The organism is Stutzerimonas stutzeri, assembly GCF_024448955.1.
GTDB lineage: Bacteria > Pseudomonadota > Gammaproteobacteria > Pseudomonadales > Pseudomonadaceae > Stutzerimonas > Stutzerimonas stutzeri_AQ.
On record NZ_JAMOIH010000005.1, the window covers coordinates 165,835 to 187,312 of the forward strand.

Here is a 21,478-nt window from a genome sequence, read left to right on the forward strand (position 1 = left end):
GTCAGCGAGAGCGCATCCTGCCGGGGAAGTGTTCACGCACAGGCAGCAGCCTACCGTATTTCCTAACCGCTAGGCGCTGCCACACCACTAATGCCGCAGCTTGCGAACCACTGGATACAGAAGGAGACCCAGTCGCGCGAGTTTGCCAACTTTCCCCAGACGACGTCCGAAGAGTGTCATGGCCAAGGTTGCGGCAACCATCAGTGGTGCTTTTGGTATGTGTTGATCGGATCCGGTAGCCCTATTCGCCACCATCCCCTTGATTCGCTGGAATGGGTGAGCCAAGGGCTGTGAGTGGTAGAGGATTTGTTGTCGATTCATCTCCATGCGTAACCGAATCAAATCCTTGCGCATGGTCAGATCGCTGGCATTACTGAGAGGCAGGCTCATGGCAGTAGGCGCTCCCGATTGCGGGCCAATTCTTCGACCGTCGCCTGGAAGGGCGAAGCGCTGGCCTTGGCGAGGCGGATTGCACGGCTGATACATACCGCTAGTACAACCGCGTATGCCGCACAGAGAACGAGAATCGCCGCGATAGGGTTGCTATCCCAGAAGGCAATCACGATCGCCGCCGAAAGCCCCACCAGTATCAGCAAGCCGAGTATCAGACTGATGCTGGCCAGCAGAAACAGTTTGAAGACCCGTACCCGCTCTTCCTGTAGCTCTATTCCGACAAGCTCCAGATGCCCCTGGATGAGGCCGGCAAGCGCGCTGCCCATCTTTTTGATGGAAGGGGCTGGGGCCTCATCGGAATATTTGGTTTCCATTGGATCGGTTCCCCACATCAGCGGCGGGTAATCAGGCCGAAGAGAAAGCCGACCCCAGCTGCAATACCGAGCGACTGCCAAGGGTGGGTATGGACATATTCCTCAGTGCATTGAATAGCCGCCTGGCCTTGCTCTCGTAGAGAGCCTTCCTGCTCCTTTAGCATCTGCCGAGCGCGGGTCAGGTTCGCGTTGATCTTGCCGCGCAACTCTTCGGTCTGCGTGCCTGCGGTGTCCTGCGTATGTTTAAGCAGACGCTCCGTATCGCCGATTAATGTGTGAAATTCTTCGATGAGTGCAGCCTGAGCGGCCTGAAGGTTGCGGCGGTGTGCGGATTTATCGAACAAGGGTGCGGTAGTTCCCGCGCTTGCGTCGGGAATCGGGGTGTTGTCATTGGTGCCGAAAGTCGATTCGGTAGACATCTGCAGCTCCTCTTTAATCGCGCAGGGACGACAGGTCCCGGTGCCTAGAGTTTTCGAGCATGGTGTTGGCGCAAGGTTCCCGTTTCGGTTAGTCAATTCGCGTTGTGATCGAGCTAAGGCCGGCGTGCCAGTTTCAGATTGGCTTCGCAGTAGTGTGGGATGTCAGAAAAAGAAAACCCGCCGAAGCGGGTTTTCTATCTACTGCATTTGCATGCGGTAGCCGCTATTACATCAGCGGGATGGTGTAGCTGACGATCAGACGGTTTTCGTCGATATCGTTAGCAGTACCATTGCTGCGGAAAGTAGCGTTGCGCCACTTCAAATTAAGGTTCTTCAGCGCGCCCTCCTGGAAGGTGTAACCGATGTCGGTGTCGCGCTCCCATTCTTTGCCTTCCGATACGCCGGCGCGCTCGAAATTATCGCCAGTAACGTAGCGGGTCATGAAGGTCAGGCCAGGAATGCCGATAGAGGCGAAGTTGAAGTCATAGCGAGCCTGCCAAGACTTCTCGTCGGCCTGAGCGAAGTCACCGATCTGTACGAAGTTAACCAAGTAGGGGTCGATATTGCCGCCGACATAGGCGAAGCCTGTGTCACCGGACATTTTCTGATAACCCAGACCGAAGCTGTGCCCACTGAGCGAGTAGGTGACCATGGCGCCAAAGGCTTTGTTGTCGACGTTGGTGTTGCCGTCGTCCGTAGAGCGCTGGTAGCGCAGATCGGTCTTCAGCGACTGGCCTTCTGCGATCGGCAGCACGTGAACAAGGTTCAGTGCGTGCTGCTTGTAGAACTCTTCCAGGTTGCTGTAGTAGTAGGAAGCGCTCAGGTCCTTGGTGACCTTGTAAGTGCCGCCGAGATAAACGAACTCGTCGGATTCTACACCGGTGGTGCCAGTGATGCTTTTACCGGACGTATTGACGACCATATCTTCGTAGTTGGTCGAGTTCCGGTTGTTGATCTGGTCAACATAACCCAGGTCCAGAGTCAGGCCATCAATTTCATTGGATACTAACTGGGCACCGCTCATTGCAGCAGGCAGCAGACGGCTGTCGCTGGTCGCGATGGCTGGGTTCTTCAGCTGCAGGGTGCCGACTTTCAGGACGCTTTTGGATACTTTCGCCTTGGCGGTTAATCCCAGCTGGGAGTAATCATCCGGTGCGCCGGAATCGCCAGCCGGCAGGAGGCCAGTGCCAGTACGGTCAGGGCTCGAGTCCAGTTTTACGCCAAGCAGGCCCAAAGCATCGACGCCGAAGCCTACAGTACCTTCGGTGTAACCCGACTCAATACGGAGCAGGAAGCCTTGTGCCCATTCGTCTTGCTTGGATTGGCTGGCTCCTTCTTGGCGATAGTCACGGTTGTAGTAAAAGTTGCGCAGTTCCAGGCTGGCCTTGGTGTCTTCAATAAAAGCAGCCTGAGCCATGGACGGGATTGCCAGTGTTGCTCCCAGAGTGGCGAGTGCCACGCCCCGGGCGATTGGGGTCTTGAGCATTTCTTATTTCTCCTCGTTGGATGATGCTCTGAAGTCGCTCTTTACGGCGCTGTGCAATAAAGCACTACATAGGTATTTCAGCCCTTAGACCTTAGTCTTTGAAGGCTTGAGTGCGAAAGTGCCGGTTGAACTGATCGGTAGTTGCTTTGCGTTGATTTGATGCAAGCATCAAGCGCTACCGATACGCACGAACACTTTCGGCCCTACAGCTCTGTGGCCGCTTGGGTTCGCGCATCCTAGCCGTTTGCCGGCCTCGCGTCGATTCCCTAAACCAAACCATCGTTTGAGTGGGGCCGAGATCACACTTTCTCGTTCGTTACGCCAAGGAATGAGGTCGGTTAGCGGCAGTCGGATCAGGGCGAGGCTGCTAGAATTGCGTGCAGCAGTTTCAATGAGCAGCACTTTATGTATCTTCCTGAATGCCAACTGTTTGGAACGTTGGGCTGCCATCTATGTGAGCAGGCCGAGGCAGTAGTGTTGCCGTTGGTAGAGCATGGTCTGCTGGTGGAATTGATGGATATAGCGGACAGGCCTGAGTGGGTCGACGACTATGGGCTGCGTATACCCGTGCTTCGGCGAGTCGATACGGGAGCTGAGTTGGATTGGCCATTTGAAACCGAACAGGTCGTCTGGTTTCTGCGTCAATAAGCCGTTGCGCCTGAGCAATTGCAGCAAGAGAGGCGCAGGGTTAGGGCACTGGGTTAGATAGTTATCACCGAAACGGCAGGACACCATGTAGGCGGATCCTGGCTGCTCGAATCGAGATAACGAAGTGAAAATCTGGAAAACAAAAAAACCGGCCATTAGCCGGTTTTGTATATATCAGACTGTTTATCCAATATCGGGATTTTGGTCGGAGCGACTGGATTCGAACCAGCGACCTTCTCGTCCCGAACGAGACGCGCTACCAAGCTGCGCTACGCTCCGAAGATGGCGCGCATTTTACATAAAAACTTTTGCTTCACAAGAGGTTAGAACGAGCTATTTGGTGGTGCCCGGCAGGCTGCCTGGCACCAGAAGGGCGGTTTTCAGAGTTCCTTGACGGTACGAACCTGATCCTTGTTGACTCTGCCCGGCTTGCCATCGAGGCCTTCGTACTCGTAAAAGCCGGCTTCATCGTCATAATGGGGATGGTCCATTGTCTGGATTTCGCGGCCATCGTTTAGGGTGATGACGCTGGGGTTCGAGCAGCCCGCTAGCAGGGTCAGTCCGACCAACAATGCCAAGGCGGGTCCGGTTGCTGCGCGCATAGTGCTTCTCCTCTTGGTTAGTTGCGTCTGTGACGGCGTTCGAGGGCGCTAAGTTCAATCTGGAGGCGTTTGTTCCGACAGCAGTTCGGGTGAGTTCAGGTTGGCAAGCCGAGGGTCATGCTCATCGAGCTCGACAGCGCGGGATCGTAGCGCCAGCAGTATCTTGCGATTGCTTCGCTCGCCGGCCCGCCAGGCCTCCTCGATTGCAGAAGCAAGACTGACCGGAATGACGCAAAACAGCGGTTCCCATTGCTCACCTCGCCGAACCATTACGGGTACGTTTGGTTCCGCTCGCGCCGCTGCATGCAGGGCTGCGGGCAGTGCGTCATCGATCAGCGGTGCGTCGCATGGCAGTACCAAGAGCCAGCGATGACGAGCCGCCGCGAGGCCTGCGCGTATGCCCGTAAGCGGTCCGGGAAAGTCCGGCTCGTCGTCGCTAACCACTCGATCCGCGAAGGCTGCGTATCGCTGGTGGTTGCGGTTGCAGGAAACAAGCAGATCATCCGTCAATGGCCGTACGATCCGATGCGGCCAGGCTATGAGCGGCTTGCCATGCCACTCGACCAAACCTTTGTCCTGGCCTCCCATCCGCTGCCCGCGACCACCCGCTAGCAGCAGGATTGAGCAATCGGCAAGCATGCTTTGTTGCATCAAGGGCTCCATTAAAAGCTTGTGATATAACACCCGGCATTGAGACCAACAACCGGAATGCCCCTATGAGCCACCTCGCCGATCAATCATTTGTTCCGCTGAATATCGCTGTCCTGACGGTCAGTGACACTCGCTCGCTGGAAATCGATACCTCAGGGCAGTTACTCGTCGACCGTCTGCAGGCTGCCGGTCATCGACTCGCTTCGCGCGTGCTGCTCAAGGATGATCTTTATCGGATCCGAGCGCAGGTCGCGAGCTGGATCGCCGAGGACATGGTGCAGGTCGTATTGATCACTGGTGGCACTGGCTTTACAGGTCGCGACAGTACGCCGGAGGCGGTTGGATGCCTACTGGACAAGCAGGTCGATGGCTTTGGCGAACTGTTTCGCCAGATATCGGTAAGCGATATCGGCAGTTCGACTGTCCAGTCGCGTGCATTGGCCGGATTGTCGAATTCGACCCTTGTCTGCTGCTTGCCGGGGTCGACTAATGCGTGCAGAACCGCCTGGGATGGCATTCTCGCTGAGCAACTCGATGCGCGTCATCGTCCGTGCAATTTCGTGCCGCATCTCAAGCAGGCCGAGCCATGCGAGAGCCGCTCATGACGTTGACCGACTCGCCAGCGCTGATGCCTGTGGAACAGGCGCTCAATGCTTTGCTCACGCAAGCAGAAAGCACTGCAATCAAAGACGTCGAGAGCGTTTCGATCGAGGATGCGGTTGGACGAATACTGGCCGAGCCACTGGTTGCGCAACTGGATTTGCCACACTGGCCGAACAGCGCAATGGATGGTTACGCCATCCGCGAAAGCGATCTTCGAGGCCAACCGCTTCGGGTCAGTCAGAAGATTTTCGCCGGTAGCCAGCCTGAGCCTTTAGAGCCCGGCAGCTGTGTGCGGATTTTCACCGGCGCGCCGATGCCGGACGGTGCTGACAGCGTGGAAATGCAGGAAAACGTCGAGTTGCTCGACGATGGCCAAGTGCGCTTCCTTGAGCCAGTGAGGCGAGGGCAACACGTTCGTCCCCAGGGTGGCGAGGCGCGAACGGGCGATGAGGTACTAGCAGCCGGCGCTCGGCTGGGGCCGATCGAGCTGGGGCTCGCTGCGTCATTAGGCGTGTCGCGGCTGAGCGTGAGCCGAAAGCTCAAGGTTGCGCTGCTGTCCACGGGTGACGAGCTGGTCGAGCCGGGTGAAACGCTGCAGCCGGGACAGATCTACAACAGCAATCGCATGCTGTTGCGTCATTGGCTGCAACGCCTGGGATGCGAGGTTATAGACGCCGGGATCGTGCCGGATGATTTGGTAAGGGTTCGCCGGTGCCTGGCGGATCTGCATGAGGTCGATCTGATTCTCTCTACCGGAGGCGTTTCGGTTGGTGAGGCCGACTTTCTCGGGCAGGTGCTTCGAGAAGAGGGCGAACTGTCTCTGTGGAAGCTGGCCATCAAGCCTGGCAAACCCTTGACTTGCGGAAGTTATCAAGGTGTTGCCGTCATTGGTTTGCCAGGCAATCCTGCCTCCACGCTGGTCACCTTTGGTCTGTTGGCGCGCCCTTATCTGTTGCGCCGAATGGGTGCGGTACAGGTTGATCCGCTGAGCTTTCAGGTTCCTGCGAACTTCGATTGGCCTAGGCCTGGCAAGCGCCGGGAATATCTGCGGGCGCGTCTCGAATCGGGCAAGGCAGTGCTGTATTCCAACCAGAGTTCGTCGATTCTGCGTAGCGCCGCCTGGGCGGATGGGTTGGTCGAGGTGCGCGAGCACAGACAACTGAAAGATGGCGATTTGGTGCCCTTTATCTCATTCGCCGAATTGCTCGGCTGAGTTCAACGCTCGCGCTTGATCCAGGCGCCGAAGTTGTGTCGCATTCCGTCGGGAATAGCAGCGGCTCGGCGCCTATATCAAACGGATCGCTTTTTTCCTTGTCTACCCTTCCCATCTGCGCCAGGTCTGGCTGCGATGTGTCTGGTATTACCCATAACAAGGAGAATGTGATGCAGGAGAGAAATCCCTGGGTCGATTACGCCAAAGCCATTGGGATCATTCTGGTTGTCTACGGACATGTCGCGCGCGGGGTGTTCAATGCTGGGTTGCCGATGGATGAAGATAACTATCTTCTCGTCGATAGCATCATTTACAGCTTCCACATGCCGCTGTTTTTCTTTCTATCTGGTTTGTTTTTTTACGATTCGCTGATCAAGCGTGGAAGGGCGGGGCTGATAGTCAACAAGGTGGACACTATCGTCTACCCCTTCATCGTATGGTCGTTACTACAGGGCCTGCTCGAGGTAGTGCTGTCGAACTACACCAACGGAGAGGTCACGTTAGGGCAGGTGTTCTCGCTGCTCTGGTCGCCCCGTGCGCAGTTCTGGTTCCTCTACGCGCTGTTCCTGGTCTTCGTGGTCTGTTCCTTTATCTACGCCAAGGTCGATCGCCGTTATTTCCTTCCTGTATTTCTGGTTTTCGGCGCGCTTTATATTTTCAAGCAGGACATGGCGATGGGGAATATCGGCCGATTCATTTTCGGCAATGCGGTTTTCTTCGCGCTAGGCGTGTGGTTCAACGAAATCAAGGCGTTTTTCCTGGCCCGTTATGTTTCGCTCACCTTGTTGTTCGGCGCGTTATTCGTTGCTGGCCAATATTTGTTTCATATCACCTTTGGCTTGAATTGGGAGGTGGGCGGCCTGCCGGTACTGGTGTTGGCGACCGTTTCGATCTTCTTCATGATTGCGCTGTCGATGTGCCTGGGCCAGTTCCGTATGGACTGGCTGCTGTTCATCGGCGCTTCTTCGATGACTATTTATCTGGCGCATATTCTGGCCGGAAGTGGAATTCGGGTCATCCTCAGTAGCTTTATGGGTATTGATTCGATCCCGGTGCATCTGGTAGTTGGCACTTTGATCGGGCTACTTGGGCCGTTGCTGGCTCAGATCATCATCAAACGATATGACCTTTATTTCCTGTTAACCCCGCCTAAACCTCTGTCAGCGACCGGCCTGCGGACACGCAGGGCAGTCGCTCAGTAGCGGTACGCTATAGCTAGCGCAGGTGCCATGCCGATCATGACACCTGCGCATCCATACACCGTGGCTATGGTCGGATCAGCCGCAGCTAACTCGCTGCACTGTTAGTGCCTCGTCTGTCGTGAGCGTTAAACGATGCGCGTTGTATTCCAGCGTGACGATATCCCCGGGGCGAATGATGCGAGCGACCGTGGCCCCGCTTTCGCGACGGGCCCGATCGAGCAGTTCCGGACTCGCCGGTTCTCCAACAAGCTTCTCCACGACGGATGTATCGCATCGGTCGGCTGAGCCGTTGGGCGAATGTGCAGGTTCGGGGGACGATGATTGGCAACCGGCCAGAATGGTGCAGCACAGCGTCAGCGTTATCGAACAGGTAGTTTTCATGCGTTTTCCTTGTTTTGGGAACATCACGTCGTTTGACACGATGTGTGTGAATCCGTGGCAGGTAAGTCGGACGTTTCTGTCTGCGAAACCATAACGCTCAAAGGGAACTGGCGGAGCAGAGACGCCGTCTTATTGCTGACGGCCCGAGCACACTACGCTGGGCTAACGAATAAGGAGTTCCGCCATGTTCAACTCGTCCGTGATGAAGCGTGTCGCCACACTCTTGGCCGCGTTGCATTTCATGCTGTTTGCACAAATTCCGCTGGCCCAGGCAACCATGATCGGCACCCCGGAGGTTATCGCCGAGCAACAACAGCAGGTGGATCGCCAGCAATTGCTGACGATGCTCGAAGATGAAGACGTTCAGAAAAAGTTGGTGTCGATGGGCGTCGAGCGGGATCAGGTTGAGCAGCGAATCAACAGCCTGACACCGGCGGAACTCGCACAATTCAATCAACAACTGGATCAGGCACCTGCCGGTGCCGGAGTGGTTGGGGTCATCGTTCTGTTTCTGGTGATTTTCATCATCACGGACATGCTGTGCGCCACTAACATCTTTAACTTCATCAACTGTATCAATCGTTGATCAGGCAGCTAATCCTGCTGTTAGCGATAGTCCTTCTCGGGGCGTGTGCGCGGGCGCCGGTCATCCCGATCGGTTCCGTAGGGCTCCCCGAGCGGGTTGAATTGGATGAGGTTCCTTTCTTCCCGCAGGAAGACTATCAATGCGGGCCTGCAGCGCTTGCCACAATGCTCACCCAACGTGGCGTTGCGACCGCGCCGGAAGATCTCGTTCCGAGGGTCTATCTTCCGCAGCGCAAGGGCAGTCTGCAGGTCGAAATGGTAGCCGCTGCCCGAGCGCATGATTTGCTGGTTTATCCGTTGGAGCCTCGGCTGGAGGCGGTGTTGGCCGAAGTGGCGGCGGGGAACCCTGTTCTGGTGCTGCAAAATCTTGCGTTCGATCGCTGGCCTCAGTGGCACTTTGCGGTCGTGGTGGGATACGACCTTGCGGCTCAGACTGTCGTACTGCGTTCCGGGACCACTCGACGCTGGACCGGCAGCTTTCATCAGTTCGAACGAAGCTGGGCCAAGGGAAAACGCTGGGCAGTAGTGACCGTGGCGCCTGATCAACTGCCTCGCACTGCCACGGAGACGGTTTGGCTGAAGGCTGCGAACGATCTTGAGCAAACGGATCATGAGGATGCGGCGATGAGTGCTTACGAGACTGCAGCCGAGCATTGGGACAGCGGGTTGGCCTGGTTTGCGCTGGCCAATGCTCGATATGCGCAAGGTGACAAACATGCCGCCGAGCGAGCGCTGCGGACCAGTGTTCAGCGCGATGATACTTTTGCGGTTGGCTGGTTCAACCTCTCGCAGGTATTGGTGGAGCGGGGATGCCCTGCGCAGTCATCTGCCGCTCGTGCATGCGCCGCACGACTCGTGCCAGACGACGAGCGATTCAAGGTGGAGTTGCCTCAAAGGAGCGGCGAAGCTATTGCATGCCAGGAGCCTCCGCCGTGTCCGGTGTTGTGAGTCAGAAGCCAATTCTGTCGCGCAGGCTGTAGTAGAGCGCGCCGAGCGCGCTGAGCGGTGCGCTGAAGGTTTGTCCGCCAGGGAATGGGTAATGAGGCAGGCTGGCAAAGGCATCGAAGCGTTCGGCCTGTCCCCGTAAGGCCTCGGCGATTACCTTTCCCGCCACATGGGTATAGGTGACGCCGTGGCCGCTGCACCCTTGGGAATAATAGAGGTTGTCATCGAGCCGGCCGACTTGAGGTAGGCGGGACAGCGTCAGCAGAAAGTTGCCAGTCCAGGCGTAGTCCGTCTTGATGTTTTGCAATTGAGGGAACGTCTTGAGCATCTTGGGTCGGATGACCGAATCGACATCGGCTGGATCACGCGCGCCGTAGACCACTCCGCCACCGTAGATCAGGCGTTTGTCAGCGGAGAGGCGGAAATAATCGAGCAAGTAATTGCAATCCTCGACACAGTAATCCTGTGGCAACAAGCTCGCCGCGAGCTCAGGGTCGAGGGGCTCGGTAGCGATGACTTGCGTACCGCAGGGCATGGATTTCGCCGCCAGCTCGGGAACCAGCGCTCCAAGATAAGCATTTCCGGCAATCACTACGAACTTAGCTGTCACCTGCCCGTTTGGAGTATGCACACGCGGGTTGCTTCCTCGATCGATACGGATTGCCGGGCTCTGCTCATAGATAACGCCACCGAGCGATTCGATCGCCGCCGCTTCGCCCAGGGCGAGGTTGAGTGGATGAATATGGCCGCCACCGTGATCGAGCATGCCGCCGATATAACGATCGCAGGACACGACATTTCGAATGCCGTCGTGATCGAGCATCTCCAGCTGATCGTAACCGTAGCGTTCCCAGAGCGACTTTTGTGCTTCCAAATGACGCATCTGCTTGAGATTGAACGCCGCGAATACGCCTCCATTTTTCAGGTCGCAATCAATGCCATAACGTGCGACTCGCTCGCGAATGATTCGTCCGCCTTCGAATGCCATCGCTCCGATCAGGCGCGCTTCGTCGCTCCCGGCGCTGCGTTCGACCGCGTCGATATCGCGACTGTAGCTATTGACGATCTGACCGCCATTGCGCCCGGATGCGCCGAAGCCGACTTTCGCCGCCTCCAGAACGACGACCCGAAAGCCTTGCTCCAGCAGGAACAGTGCGCTTGACAGTCCTGTATAGCCTGCGCCGATGACGCAAACGTCAGTTTCGATACTACTGTCCAGGGCGCCGCGCGCAGGTGCTGGCTTCGCCGAAGCAGCGTAATACGATGACGGGTACGGGGTGTGCGACATTCTGAGTGTCCTGTTCCGAATATTTGACGAGGATGCTAGCGCTGCCGGAACCGCGATGCCATATCAAAGAACGGAGGGCGTCCCTGATTCCAAAAATATCAGTGGTTTAGCTAAAAAGCGCTTGACTCCCTCCGGCGGATCTCTAGAATGCGCGTCCATCGGAGGCACATAGCTCAGTTGGTTAGAGCACCACCTTGACATGGTGGGGGTCGTTGGTTCGAATCCAATTGTGCCTACCAAATTCCGAGAAAGGGTCGCGCTAGCGACCCTTTTTTTATGCCTTGCTTGTCAGTGCGGCGGCTTTCTGAAAGCATCCGTGCTCCCGTACTTCCAGTGACTTCGGTCCGCCGCGATCAGCCTTAGGGCTCCTGCCACCGTGCGGCAGGTTATCCGGCAGGCCGCTTTCCTGGCTCATCCCAACCCATGTGGCCTTTGGTAGGGGTCACCACTAGGAGAGGAGGCGCCATGCCCATCGTTACTCTTCCTGACGGCAGTCAGCGTTCATTCGATCATCCGGTTTCCGTTGCTGAAGTGGCGCAGTCCATTGGTGCCGGGCTGGCCAAGGCAACCGTAGCCGGCAAGGTCGACGGCAGGCTCGTCGATGCTTGTGATCTGATCGAGCAGGACGCTTCCCTGCAGATCATTACGCCAAAGGACGAGGAGGGGCTGGAGATCATTCGCCACTCCTGTGCGCACTTGGTCGGGCATGCGGTCAAGCAGCTCTATCCGACCGCTAGGATGGTCATCGGGCCGGTGATTGCGGAAGGGTTCTATTACGACATCGCCTACGAGCGCCCCTTCACACCGGACGATATGGCTGCAATTGAGCAGCGCATGAAGCAGCTGATCGATACCGAATACGACGTGATCAAGAAGGTCACGCCCCGTGAGGAAGTCATCGAGGTGTTCCAGGCGCGCGGTGAAGATTACAAGCTGCGTCTGGTTGAAGACATGCCAGACGAGCAGGCCATGGGGTTGTACTACCACGAAGAGTACGTCGACATGTGCCGCGGTCCGCACGTGCCTAACACGCGCTTCCTCAAGTCCTTCAAGCTGACCAAGCTGTCGGGTGCTTATTGGCGCGGTGATGCCAAGAACGAGCAGCTGCAGCGTATCTACGGCACCGCCTGGGCCGACAAGAAGCAGCTGGCGGCATACATCCAGCGTATCGAGGAAGCCGAGAAGCGCGATCACCGCAAGATAGGCAAGCGTCTGGACCTGTTCCATACCCAGGAAGAAGCACCGGGCATGGTGTTCTGGCATCCAAATGGCTGGACGCTGTATCAGGTGCTTGAGCAATACATGCGTGTCGTGCAGCGCGAAAACGGCTATCAGGAGATTCGCACGCCTCAGGTCGTTGATCGCAGTTTGTGGGAGAAGTCCGGACACTGGGCCAACTACGCCGAGAACATGTTCACCACCGAATCGGAGAGCCGCGACTACGCGATCAAGCCGATGAACTGCCCGTGCCACGTGCAGGTGTACAACCAGGGCTTGAAGAGCTACCGCGAACTGCCGCTGCGCCTGGCTGAATTCGGGGCCTGTCACCGTAACGAGCCGTCGGGGGCGCTGCATGGCATCATGCGGGTGCGCGGCTTCACCCAGGACGATGCGCATATCTTCTGTACCGAAGAGCAGATGCAGTCGGAGTCGGCGGCCTTCATCAAACTGACCCAAGCGGTCTATGCGGATTTCGGCTTCGACAATATCGAACTGAAGCTGTCGACTCGTCCAGAAAAGCGTGTCGGATCCGATGAGCTATGGGATCGCGCCGAAGCGGCACTGGCGGCGGCGCTCGACAGTGCTGGTCTGCCGTACGATTTGCAGCCGGGCGAGGGTGCCTTTTATGGGCCGAAGATTGAGTTTTCGCTGAAGGATTGTCTGGGGCGTGTCTGGCAGTGCGGCACTCTGCAGCTGGACTTCAATTTGCCGATCCGCCTGGGCGCCGAATACGTCAGCGAGAACAACGATCGCCAGCATCCGGTCATGCTGCACCGTGCCATTCTCGGCTCGTTCGAGCGGTTTATCGGTATTCTCATCGAGCACTACGAGGGCGCTTTCCCCGCCTGGCTGGCTCCGACGCAAGCTGTGGTGATGAATATCACCGACAAGCAGGCCGATTTCGCTCTGGAAGTGGAGAAAACACTCAACCAAAGCGGCTTCCGTGCCAAGTCCGACTTGAGAAACGAAAAGATCGGCTTTAAAATCCGCGAGCATACCTTGCTCAAGGTTCCCTATCTCTTGGTTATCGGAGACAGGGAAGTCGAGACACGAGCCGTTGCTGTGCGCACCCGTGAAGGCGTCGATTTGGGCTCCATGCCCCTGGATGACTTTGCCCAGTTGCTGGCACAAGCGGTTTCCCGGCGTGGTCGCCAAGAATTGGAGTAATGACTATTAAGCGTGAAATGAGACAGGATAAACGAGCTGCACCCAAGGCCCCGATCAACGAGAATATCTCGGCTCGTGAGGTCCGTTTGATTGGTGCTGATGGCGAGCAGGTTGGCATCGTCTCTATTGATGAAGCGCTTCGTATAGCTGAAGAAGCCAAATTGGATCTGGTGGAAATTTCCGCCGATGCGGTTCCTCCTGTATGCCGGATCATGGATTACGGTAAACACCTGTTCGAGAAGAAGAAGCAGGTCGCTGCGGCGAAGAAGAACCAGAAGCAGATCCAGGTTAAAGAAGTAAAGTTTCGTCCAGGGACGGAAGAGGGCGACTACCAGGTCAAGCTACGCAACCTGGTACGTTTCCTGAGTGACGGGGACAGGGCCAAGGTTTCGTTGAGATTCCGCGGTCGTGAGATGGCGCATCAGGAGCTGGGGATGGAACTGTTGAAGCGGGTCGAGGCTGACCTGGCTGAATACGGTTCGGTCGAACAGCATCCAAAGATGGAAGGACGCCAGCTGATCATGGTCATCGCTCCCAAGAAGAAAAAGTAACCACCAGGGCACTGGCAGGCCTTGCGGTTATTTGAAATCACCCACACTGTGGAGTACCGAACATGCCAAAGATGAAGACTAAAAGTGGCGCTGCGAAGCGCTTCAAGAAGACGGCAAATGGCTACAAGCACAAGCACGCTTTCAAGAGCCACATCCTGACCAAAATGTCTACCAAGCGTAAGCGTCAGCTGCGTGGTACATCTCTGATGCACCCGTCTGATAACGCAAAAGTAGAGCGCATGCTGCGCGTTCGTTAATTCGGTCAAGACTCAGAGGAATAACTCATGGCTCGTGTTAAGCGTGGCGTCGTCGCTCGTCGCCGTCACAAGAAAATCCTGAAACTCGCTAAAGGTTACTACGGCGCTCGCTCGCGCGTGTTCCGTGTTGCCAAGCAGGCGGTAATCAAGGCTGGCCAATACGCCTACCGTGACCGCCGTCAGCGCAAGCGTCAGTTCCGCGCTCTGTGGATCGCTCGTATCAACGCTGGTGCTCGTGTAAACGGTCTGTCTTACAGCCGTTTGATCGCTGGCTTGAAAAAAGCGGCCATCGAGATCGACCGCAAGGTTCTGGCCGAGTTGGCAGTGAATGAAAAAGCAGCGTTTGCTGCAATTGTCGAAAAAGCTAAAGCTTCTCTGGCCTAAGCCCATCGATAATCGGATCTTCGGATTCGTAGTGTCACCGATAGGGGAAGAGCCTTGTGCTCTTCCCCTATTTCGTATCTGAAGGGGCACTTGCAAAAGTGCACGTCGCGTAACGCCTGAGTGCTGATCGCTTGGTGCGGTTCTGCAAGAACCTCTGGAGGTTGTACATGGAAAACCTGGATGCACTGGTCTCGCAAGCGCTTGAGGCGGTGCAACATAGTCAAGACATCAATGCCCTGGAGCAGATCCGGGTCCAGTACCTGGGTAAGAAGGGTGAGCTGACTCTGCTCATGCAGACCTTGGGCAAGCTGTCCGCGGAAGAGCGCCCCAAGGCTGGGGCCTTGATTAACGCGGCCAAAGGCCAGGTTCAGGACGCATTACTCACAAAGAAAACCGACCTTGATCGAGCAGCATTGAGCGCCAAGCTCGCTGCGGAGCGGATCGATGTGACGTTGCCTGGCCGCGGCGAGGCCTCCGGTGGGCTGCATCCGGTGACGCGCACCCTGGAGCGGATCGAACAGTTCTTTAGCCATATAGGCTATAGCGTTGCGGAGGGCCCTGAAGTTGAGGATGACTATCACAACTTCGAGGCATTGAATATTCCGGGTCACCATCCGGCGCGCGCGATGCATGACACTTTTTACTTCAATGCGAACATGCTGCTACGTACCCATACCTCACCGGTTCAGGTGCGTACGATGGAATCGCAGCAGCCCCCAATCCGCATCGTCTGTCCGGGGCGTGTCTATCGATGCGATTCGGATATCACCCATTCCCCGATGTTTCATCAGGTCGAAGGTTTGCTCGTTGACGAAGACATCAGCTTTGCGGACCTGAAGGGAACTATCGAGCAGTTCCTACGCGTGTTCTTCGAAAAGCCGCTGGGTGTTCGTTTTCGTCCGTCATTCTTTCCCTTCACCGAGCCGTCGGCTGAAGTGGACATGCAATGTGTGATGTGCAGCGGCAAAGGTTGTCGCGTGTGCAAGCAAACCGGCTGGCTTGAGGTGATGGGCTGCGGCATGGTGCATCCGAACGTGCTGCGCATGTCCGGTATCGATCCGGAAAAGTATCAGGGCTTCGCTTTCGGCATGGGCGCCGAGCGGCTGGCCATGCTGCGTTATGGCGTCAACGACTTACGCCTGTTCTTCGATAACGACTTGAGATTCCTGGCGCAGTTTCGCTAGGTCCAGAGTCATCCAAGAATTTTCAGGAGAGCAGGATGAAATTCAGCGAGCAGTGGTTGCGTACTTGGGTCAATCCACAGGTTTCCCGTGAAGAGCTTGTGGCGCGCCTGTCGATGGTCGGCCTAGAGGTCGATGCGGTCATTCCGGTTGCCGGCGAATTTAGCGGTGTGGTGGTGGGGGAGGTGCTTAGTACCGAACAGCACCCCGACGCCGACAAGCTGCGCGTATGTCAGGTCAGCAATGGCAGCGAAACCTTCCAGGTGGTCTGCGGTGCGCCAAATGTGCGCCCCGGTCTGAAAATTCCCTTCGCAATGATCGGCGCTAAATTGCCGGGCGACTTCAAGATCAAGAAGGCCAAGCTCCGTGGCGTCGAATCCAATGGCATGCTGTGTTCGGAAACCGAACTGCAGATTGGTACCGATGACAGCGGGCTGATGAAGCTGGCTGCGGATGCGTCGGTGGGCAGTGATCTGCGTGAATACCTCGGCCTCGATGATGCGAGCATCGAAATCGGCCTAACGCCGAATCGAGGGGATTGCCTATCCATCGCCGGGCTTGCACGTGAAGTGGGTGCGATTTACGCCGCGTCGGTTTCGCCAGTCGATATTGTTCCCGTGGCTGCCGCTCATGACGAGGTGCGGCCGGTCGAGGTGCTGGCTCCGAAAGCCTGCCCTCACTATCTCGGTCGTGTCATTCGCAATGTCGATCTGGCGCGGCCGACTCCGCTGTGGATGGTCGAGCGGCTGCGTCGTTCCGATATCCGCAGCATTGATGCAGTGGTGGACGTAACGAACTACGTGATGCTCGAACTGGGTCAGCCGCTGCACGCGTTTGATCTTGCCGAAATCAATGGTGGCATCAGGGTTCGGATGGCAGAAGAGCAGGAAAAGATCGTCTTGCTCGACGGGCAGGAAGTGACCCTGCGTGCCGATACGCTGGTCATCGCTGATCACCAGCGTGCCCTCGCGATTGCGGGTGTAATGGGTGGTGAGCACAGCGGTGTAAGCGCCTCGACGCAGGATCTGTTCCTTGAAAGCGCGTTCTTCGACACCATTGCCCTTGCGGGCAAGGCACGCTCTTACGGTTTGCATACAGATGCATCGCATCGTTACGAGCGCGGTGTCGATTCACAGCTTGCGCAGGCAGCTATGGAGCGTGCCACGACACTGCTGCTTCAAATAGTTGGAGGCAGCGCCGGCCCAGTGATCGAAGTCGCCAGCGAAGCCGATCTGCCGAAAGTCGCTCCGATCCTGCTGCGCGCGCAGCGTATCGAGCAAATGCTCGGTCTGGAGATGGCGGGAGAGCAGGTCGTCTCGCTGCTGTCCGCTCTCGGCCTAGGCGTCGTGGAACAGTCACGGGGCTGCTGGGTAGTCAGCGTGCCCAGTCATCGTTTCGATATCAGCCTTGAAGTAGATCTCATCGAAGAGCTGGGGCGCCTGTATGGTTACGATCGTCTTCCGGTGCGTTATCCGCAGGCGCGACTGGCCCCAGAGGCCCGCCCCGAAGCCCGTGCGGAATTGCCAGCGTTGCGCCGTCTACTGGTTGCGCGTGGCTACCAGGAAGCGATTACCTACAGCTTCATAGACCCGAAGTTATTCGAGCTTTTCAGTCCTGGTGTCGAACCGCTGCGGCTGGCCAATCCGATATCTTCGGACATGGCTGCCATGCGCGAGACGCTTTGGCCGGGTTTGATCAAGGCCCTGCAGTACAATCTCAATCGTCAGCAAACTCGGGTGCGTTTGTTCGAAAGTGGACTGCGTTTCGTCGGCCAACTCGGTCAGCTGAAACAGGAGCCGATGCTGGCAGGCGTCATTACCGGCAGCCGTCTGCCGGTGGGCTGGAGCAACGAACGGGCTGCGGTCGATTTCTATGACATGAAAGCCGATGTCGAAGCTCTGCTCGGACATGCCGGGGATGCCTCTGCGTATGATTTCGTTGCGGCTGAGCATCCTGCTTTGCATCCGGGGCAGACCGCTCGGATTGAACGAGGCGGACGCCCGGTTGGTTACATTGGCGGCCTTCATCCAGAGCTGGCCGCCACTCTGGGTATCGATCAGCCCGTCTACCTTTTCGAATTGTTGGTTGCTGAGATCAGCGAAGGACGTTTGCCGCGTTTCAACGAGCTCTCCCGCTTCCCCGAGGTGCGACGTGATCTCGCGGTTCTGGTGGCACAAGACGTATCGGCTGACAACCTGCTGCGGTGCATCCGTGACGCGGCGGGCGAGAACCTGACAGACCTCAAGCTATTTGATGTGTATCAGGGTAAAGGTATTGATCCCCTTAGCAAAAGTGTGGCAGTCGGCTTGACCTGGCAACACCCTTCGCGCACTCTAAACGACGACGAGGTGAGTGGTGCGATGCAGCAAATCCTCTCCTCCCTGGAAGAAAGGTTCAACGCCACGTTAAGGAAATAGCGTATGGGGGCTCTGACGAAAGCTGAAATGGCGGAACGTCTATATGAAGAGCTAGGCTTGAATAAGCGCGAGGCCAAGGAGTTGGTCGAGCTGTTTTTCGAGGAAATCCGTCAGGCGCTCGAGCATAACGAACAGGTAAAGTTGTCCGGTTTCGGCAACTTTGACTTGCGCGATAAGCGACAGCGCCCTGGGCGTAATCCGAAAACCGGCGAGGAAATCCCAATCACGGCGCGTCGTGTCGTGACATTCCGGCCAGGCCAAAAATTAAAAGCCAGAGTCGAAGCGTATGCTGGAACCAAGTCATAACGACGAATTGCCGACGATACCTGGCAAGCGCTACTTCACTATCGGTGAGGTAAGTGAGCTATGTGCGGTCAAACCACACGTGCTGCGCTATTGGGAGCAGGAATTCCCCCAGCTGAACCCGGTGAAGCGGCGAGGCAACCGACGTTATTACCAGCGTCAGGACGTCCTCTTGATTCGGCAAATCCGGTCGCTGCTTTACGAACAGGGATTCACTATCGGTGGGGCTCGTCAGCGAATGTCTGGTGATGAGGCCCGAGACGACACCACTCAGTACAAACAACTGATCCGGCAAGTGATTACCGAACTTGAGGATGTGCTTCAACTCCTTAAGAATTAAGTGCTCCTGCACAAAAAACTTTCACATATTCAGATGCTTAATGTATAGTTCGATCCGCTTTCAGCAGTGCTGATGGCAACAGTCGGGGCGTAGCGCAGCCTGGTAGCGCACTTGCATGGGGTGCAAGGGGTCGAGTGTTCGAATCACTCCGTCCCGACCATATACTTCAATAACTTAGCCGCCTTCGGGTGGCTTTGTTGTTTTTGTCCTTAGTAATTTCCGAGTCAACCGGCTTTTTCGTATCCTGCCTACTCTTAGAATCGAGCGAGTGCGCGTGAGTCGGTGGCAGAGATCTTATTGGCGGCCGCAACCAGCTGGACCAGTAGTGACTCGCCCAGCAGAACCCTTCTTTCTTCCTCCGGTACACATTCTCCTTTCACATGGAGAACAGGCGTAGCGTTGCGGCGCTCGTCGGGATTGCCGTAGGGATGTCCGGGCGTGACACCTCTCCGGTCTTGCCCGATTGTCTACTAGCATCCGCATAACGGACGGTTCCGACAGCTGTCTGCAGCGAGCGGCGCCCAGTGCCTACCTATCTTCTAAGCTGACTATTAGCCAGCGCCTGCCAAGCAGCCGGCGCTCGTTCTCATCACAATAAGAAGGAATGGTCACTATGCATCTGCTCCATCTATACAAACTGACCCTTTGTGTGGCGGTTGTCGCCACCAGTCATGCCGCCCTCGGAGCTAGCCTCGAAGGCGGTGCGGTCGCGGCTCCTGACGAGTACAGCGCTAAGGTCGCCGCGCAAGTATTAAGGGACGGGGGCAACGCGGTGGATGCAGCGGTGGCGACAGCCTTCACGCTTGCCGTTACCTATCCCGAGGCCGGTAATATCGGCGGTGGTGGATTCATGACGTTGTACATGAACGGCAATCCCTATTTCCTGGATTACCGTGAAGTCGCGCCCAACGCAGCGAGCAAGACCATGTACCTCGATGACAAGGGAGAGGTGATCGAGAATCTCAGTTTGGTCGGCGCCAAGGCAGCGGGCGTTCCGGGGACCGTATTGGGCATGTGGGAGGCGCATCGTCGCTTTGGCAAGCTGCCCTGGAGCGAACTGATCACACCTGCAGTTGGCTATGCGCGGGAGGGCTTCAAGGTGGCCGATCAGCAGTTCCAGTACCGTGAGGACGCCATCGGGCTATTCAACGGCAAAACCAATTTCGAAGACTACTTCGGCACCATGAGTCCAGGGTCCAACTTCCGCCAGCCGGAGCTGGCCGAGACGCTGGAACGTATCGCCGACCGAGGGCCTGATGACTTCTACAAAGGTAAGACGGCCGAACTTCTGGTCGCCCAGATGCAGCGTGACGACGGGCTTATCACCAAAGAGGACTTGGCCGACTACCGCATCAAGTGGCGCGAGCCGATGCGCGTTGACTGGCGGGGCAACAGTCTCTACACCGCGCCGCTGCCCAGCTCTGGCGGCATCGCGCTTGCCCAGCTAATTGGCATCAAGGAACGGCGCGCCGAAGATTTCAAGGGAGTTGAGCTGAACTCGGCACGTTACATCCATTTGTTGGCGGAAATCGAGAAGAGGGTCTTTGCCGACCGTGCCGATTACCTTGGCGACCCGGACTTTTCCGACGTGCCGGTAGCGCAGCTGATCGCCCCTGATTACCTGGAGCAGCGCGCGGCCGAGATCAACCCTTCGGCCATCTCTGCGACCGAAAAGGTGCGTCCTGGCTTGGAACCGCGGCAAACCACTCACTTCTCGATCGTCGATGCCGATGGTAATGCGGTCAGCAATACCTACACGCTGAACTGGGACTTCGGCAGCGGGGTGGTGGTCCAGGGGGCTGGGTTTCTGCTCAACGATGAGATGGATGATTTCAGCGCAAAGCCGGGCGTTGCAAATGCCTTCGGCGTGGTTGGCAGTGATGCCAACGCCATCGAGCCGGGCAAGCGCATGCTTTCTTCCATGAGCCCGAGCATCGTCACGCGTGATGGAGAGGTCAGCCTGGTGCTCGGTACCCCTGGCGGCTCGCGGATATTCACGTCCATCTTCCAAGTGCTGAACAACGTCTATGACTTCGGTCTTCCCCTGGAGAAAGCCGTGGCCGCACAGCGCGTACATCATCAGCTGCTGCCCAAGGACACTATTTATTACGACGCCTACGCACCGCTGACGGGCGAGGTTGCGGACGAACTGAAGGCCATGGGCTACATACTTGAAGATCAGGGCTGGTCGATGGGGGATATCCAGGCGATACGGGTGGATGAAAAAACCCTGCAGACCGCGTCGGACCCTCGTGGTCGAGGCGTTGGGATAGTCGTTAGACGCTGATGGTTGAGTCGAGCCTTGTGGCTTCGTTTCGCGACTCGGCACTCGGCCCGCCTTGTGCTAAGGGGCTGCCGGCTCGATACAGTCAGAACAGTTTCACGAAGCCATGTGCCGTATTAGTCGACGTGCGGACTGCACGAACATGGTTGTGTTATCTCAAACGTAAGAGCCATCAAACTCAACCGGAGATAGCGCCATGAGCATTGATCCACTCGACAGGCCCCATGATCAGCAGCCGGTCCCAGGGCAAAGTCAGAACCCGAGTCATTCCCCTGAGCCGGATTTCATTACTGATAATCCAGACGTGCAAAGAGGTCCTAGCAATCACGGAAATCCGGCTGAACAGCCGGCTGGTGTGCCGGATTCAGATACCTCTAGCGGTAGCGAGCCAAATATTTATGACCCGAACGAGCCTGGTCTCGGTAACCCGCTTCCCTGATTGGATCGCGAAGCGAACCCGGCCTTCCAAGCTTGCATCTATGCCTTGGGAATACGCCGGGTGCGATGATCGGCGAGGTCGATGTGGCCGGGGTTAGATCAAGGCTGGCGGAACGTATTTGCTGATTTTGGCGTAGCGAGCCAA

General features: G+C 56.9%; 23 protein-coding genes and 3 tRNA genes. 17 read left to right on the forward strand and 9 right to left on the reverse strand.

Annotation, left to right across the window (positions count from 1 at the left end):
* Positions 1-87 precede the first annotated feature (87 nt).
* The 4 genes from NA645_RS07260 to NA645_RS07275 all read right to left on the reverse strand — a co-directional run bounded on the left by NA645_RS07260 (position 88) and on the right by NA645_RS07275 (position 2,672).
* Entirely contained in the window at positions 88-390 is a 303-nt protein-coding gene (locus tag NA645_RS07260; protein WP_256048211.1) for a hypothetical protein, read from the reverse strand.
* Complete coding sequence (locus NA645_RS07265; RefSeq protein ID WP_248492608.1) at positions 387-767, reverse strand: phage holin family protein; 381 nt, start codon at positions 765-767, stop codon at positions 387-389. Before NA645_RS07265 ends, NA645_RS07260 begins: the two co-directional genes overlap by 4 nt.
* Before the next feature lie 17 nt (positions 768-784).
* A complete protein-coding gene (locus NA645_RS07270; protein WP_256048212.1) occupies positions 785-1,186 on the reverse strand; it encodes a DUF883 family protein in 402 nt (133 codons plus the stop codon).
* A 226-nt stretch (positions 1,187-1,412) separates the two neighbouring features.
* A complete protein-coding gene (locus NA645_RS07275) occupies positions 1,413-2,672 on the reverse strand; it encodes an OprD family porin (RefSeq protein ID WP_256048213.1) in 1,260 nt (419 codons plus the stop codon).
* A gap of 405 nt (positions 2,673-3,077) precedes the next feature.
* On the opposite strand from NA645_RS07275, the gene NA645_RS07280 reads away from it, so the two are divergent.
* Entirely contained in the window at positions 3,078-3,320 is a 243-nt protein-coding gene (locus NA645_RS07280; RefSeq protein WP_256048214.1) for a glutaredoxin family protein, read from the forward strand.
* Positions 3,321-3,522: 202 nt separating this feature from the next.
* Here NA645_RS07280 and NA645_RS07285 read toward each other — a convergent pair.
* The 3 genes from NA645_RS07285 to mobA form a co-directional block, all read right to left on the reverse strand.
* A tRNA-Pro gene (locus tag NA645_RS07285) sits at positions 3,523-3,599 on the reverse strand.
* Positions 3,600-3,700: 101 nt separating this feature from the next.
* Positions 3,701-3,922 carry a YgdI/YgdR family lipoprotein gene (locus tag NA645_RS07290; protein WP_256048215.1) on the reverse strand — a complete coding sequence of 74 codons (222 nt, stop codon included), beginning with the start codon at positions 3,920-3,922 and terminating at the stop codon, positions 3,701-3,703.
* Positions 3,923-3,976: 54 nt separating this feature from the next.
* A complete protein-coding gene (mobA, locus tag NA645_RS07295; RefSeq protein WP_256048216.1) occupies positions 3,977-4,573 on the reverse strand; it encodes a molybdenum cofactor guanylyltransferase MobA in 597 nt (198 codons plus the stop codon).
* Between the two features lie 65 nt (positions 4,574-4,638).
* Between mobA and moaB the strand changes: the two genes are divergently transcribed.
* The 3 genes from moaB (at position 4,639) to NA645_RS07310 (ending at position 7,591) form a co-directional block, all read left to right on the forward strand.
* Positions 4,639-5,178 carry a molybdenum cofactor biosynthesis protein B gene (moaB, locus tag NA645_RS07300; RefSeq protein WP_256048217.1) on the forward strand — a complete coding sequence of 180 codons (540 nt, stop codon included), beginning with the start codon at positions 4,639-4,641 and terminating at the stop codon, positions 5,176-5,178.
* On the forward strand, positions 5,175-6,389 hold the full coding sequence (gene glp, locus NA645_RS07305) for a gephyrin-like molybdotransferase Glp (protein WP_256048218.1): 1,215 nt from the start codon (positions 5,175-5,177) through the stop codon (positions 6,387-6,389). Before moaB ends, glp begins: the two co-directional genes overlap by 4 nt.
* Positions 6,390-6,559: 170 nt before the next feature.
* A complete protein-coding gene (locus tag NA645_RS07310) occupies positions 6,560-7,591 on the forward strand; it encodes an acyltransferase family protein (protein WP_256048328.1) in 1,032 nt (343 codons plus the stop codon).
* Positions 7,592-7,666: 75 nt separating this feature from the next.
* Here NA645_RS07310 and NA645_RS07315 read toward each other — a convergent pair whose 3' ends face one another.
* Complete coding sequence (locus NA645_RS07315) at positions 7,667-7,972, reverse strand: I78 family peptidase inhibitor (protein ID WP_256048219.1); 306 nt, start codon at positions 7,970-7,972, stop codon at positions 7,667-7,669.
* Between the two features lie 184 nt (positions 7,973-8,156).
* Here NA645_RS07315 and NA645_RS07320 point away from each other — a divergent pair, with 184 nt between their 5' ends.
* Both NA645_RS07320 and NA645_RS07325 read left to right on the forward strand, forming a co-directional pair.
* Positions 8,157-8,558 carry a PA2779 family protein gene (locus NA645_RS07320; RefSeq protein ID WP_197444623.1) on the forward strand — a complete coding sequence of 134 codons (402 nt, stop codon included), beginning with the start codon at positions 8,157-8,159 and terminating at the stop codon, positions 8,556-8,558.
* Positions 8,555-9,505: a PA2778 family cysteine peptidase gene (locus NA645_RS07325; protein WP_256048220.1), complete on the forward strand. Its 951-nt coding sequence runs from the start codon at positions 8,555-8,557 to the stop codon at positions 9,503-9,505. Before NA645_RS07320 ends, NA645_RS07325 begins: the two co-directional genes overlap by 4 nt.
* Before the next feature lies 1 nt (position 9,506).
* Here the strand turns inward: NA645_RS07325 and NA645_RS07330 are convergent, their stop codons facing one another.
* Positions 9,507-10,790: an NAD(P)/FAD-dependent oxidoreductase gene (locus NA645_RS07330; RefSeq protein ID WP_256048221.1), complete on the reverse strand. Its 1,284-nt coding sequence runs from the start codon at positions 10,788-10,790 to the stop codon at positions 9,507-9,509.
* 162 nt (positions 10,791-10,952) lie between these two features.
* Between NA645_RS07330 and NA645_RS07335 the strand changes: the two genes are divergently transcribed.
* The 11 genes from NA645_RS07335 (at position 10,953) to ggt (ending at position 20,898) form a co-directional block, all read left to right on the forward strand.
* Positions 10,953-11,029: transfer RNA gene (locus NA645_RS07335), tRNA-Val, on the forward strand.
* A 226-nt stretch (positions 11,030-11,255) separates the two neighbouring features.
* On the forward strand, positions 11,256-13,178 hold the full coding sequence (gene thrS / locus NA645_RS07340; RefSeq protein WP_256048222.1) for a threonine--tRNA ligase: 1,923 nt from the start codon (positions 11,256-11,258) through the stop codon (positions 13,176-13,178).
* Entirely contained in the window at positions 13,178-13,729 is a 552-nt protein-coding gene (gene infC, locus NA645_RS07345) for a translation initiation factor IF-3 (protein WP_177493022.1), read from the forward strand. The genes thrS and infC overlap by 1 nt, the downstream gene beginning before the upstream one ends.
* A gap of 62 nt (positions 13,730-13,791) precedes the next feature.
* Positions 13,792-13,986 carry a 50S ribosomal protein L35 gene (gene rpmI, locus NA645_RS07350; protein ID WP_019339386.1) on the forward strand — a complete coding sequence of 65 codons (195 nt, stop codon included), beginning with the start codon at positions 13,792-13,794 and terminating at the stop codon, positions 13,984-13,986.
* A gap of 27 nt (positions 13,987-14,013) precedes the next feature.
* Entirely contained in the window at positions 14,014-14,370 is a 357-nt protein-coding gene (gene rplT / locus NA645_RS07355; RefSeq protein WP_131648508.1) for a 50S ribosomal protein L20, read from the forward strand.
* A gap of 167 nt (positions 14,371-14,537) precedes the next feature.
* A complete protein-coding gene (gene pheS / locus NA645_RS07360) occupies positions 14,538-15,554 on the forward strand; it encodes a phenylalanine--tRNA ligase subunit alpha (RefSeq protein WP_256048223.1) in 1,017 nt (338 codons plus the stop codon).
* Between the two features lie 35 nt (positions 15,555-15,589).
* Positions 15,590-17,968, forward strand: coding sequence for a phenylalanine--tRNA ligase subunit beta (gene pheT, locus NA645_RS07365; RefSeq protein WP_256048224.1), 2,379 nt, complete (start codon positions 15,590-15,592; stop codon positions 17,966-17,968).
* Positions 17,969-17,971: 3 nt separating this feature from the next.
* Positions 17,972-18,274 (forward strand): integration host factor subunit alpha, encoded by a 303-nt coding sequence (ihfA, locus tag NA645_RS07370; RefSeq protein WP_003282572.1) that lies wholly within the window; start codon positions 17,972-17,974, stop codon positions 18,272-18,274.
* A complete protein-coding gene (locus tag NA645_RS07375) occupies positions 18,255-18,611 on the forward strand; it encodes a MerR family transcriptional regulator (protein WP_131648511.1) in 357 nt (118 codons plus the stop codon). Before ihfA ends, NA645_RS07375 begins: the two co-directional genes overlap by 20 nt.
* A gap of 83 nt (positions 18,612-18,694) precedes the next feature.
* Positions 18,695-18,771: transfer RNA gene (locus NA645_RS07380), tRNA-Pro, on the forward strand.
* A gap of 453 nt (positions 18,772-19,224) precedes the next feature.
* Complete coding sequence (gene ggt / locus NA645_RS07385) at positions 19,225-20,898, forward strand: gamma-glutamyltransferase (RefSeq protein WP_256048225.1); 1,674 nt, start codon at positions 19,225-19,227, stop codon at positions 20,896-20,898.
* The last annotated feature ends 580 nt before the right edge of the window (positions 20,899-21,478 follow it).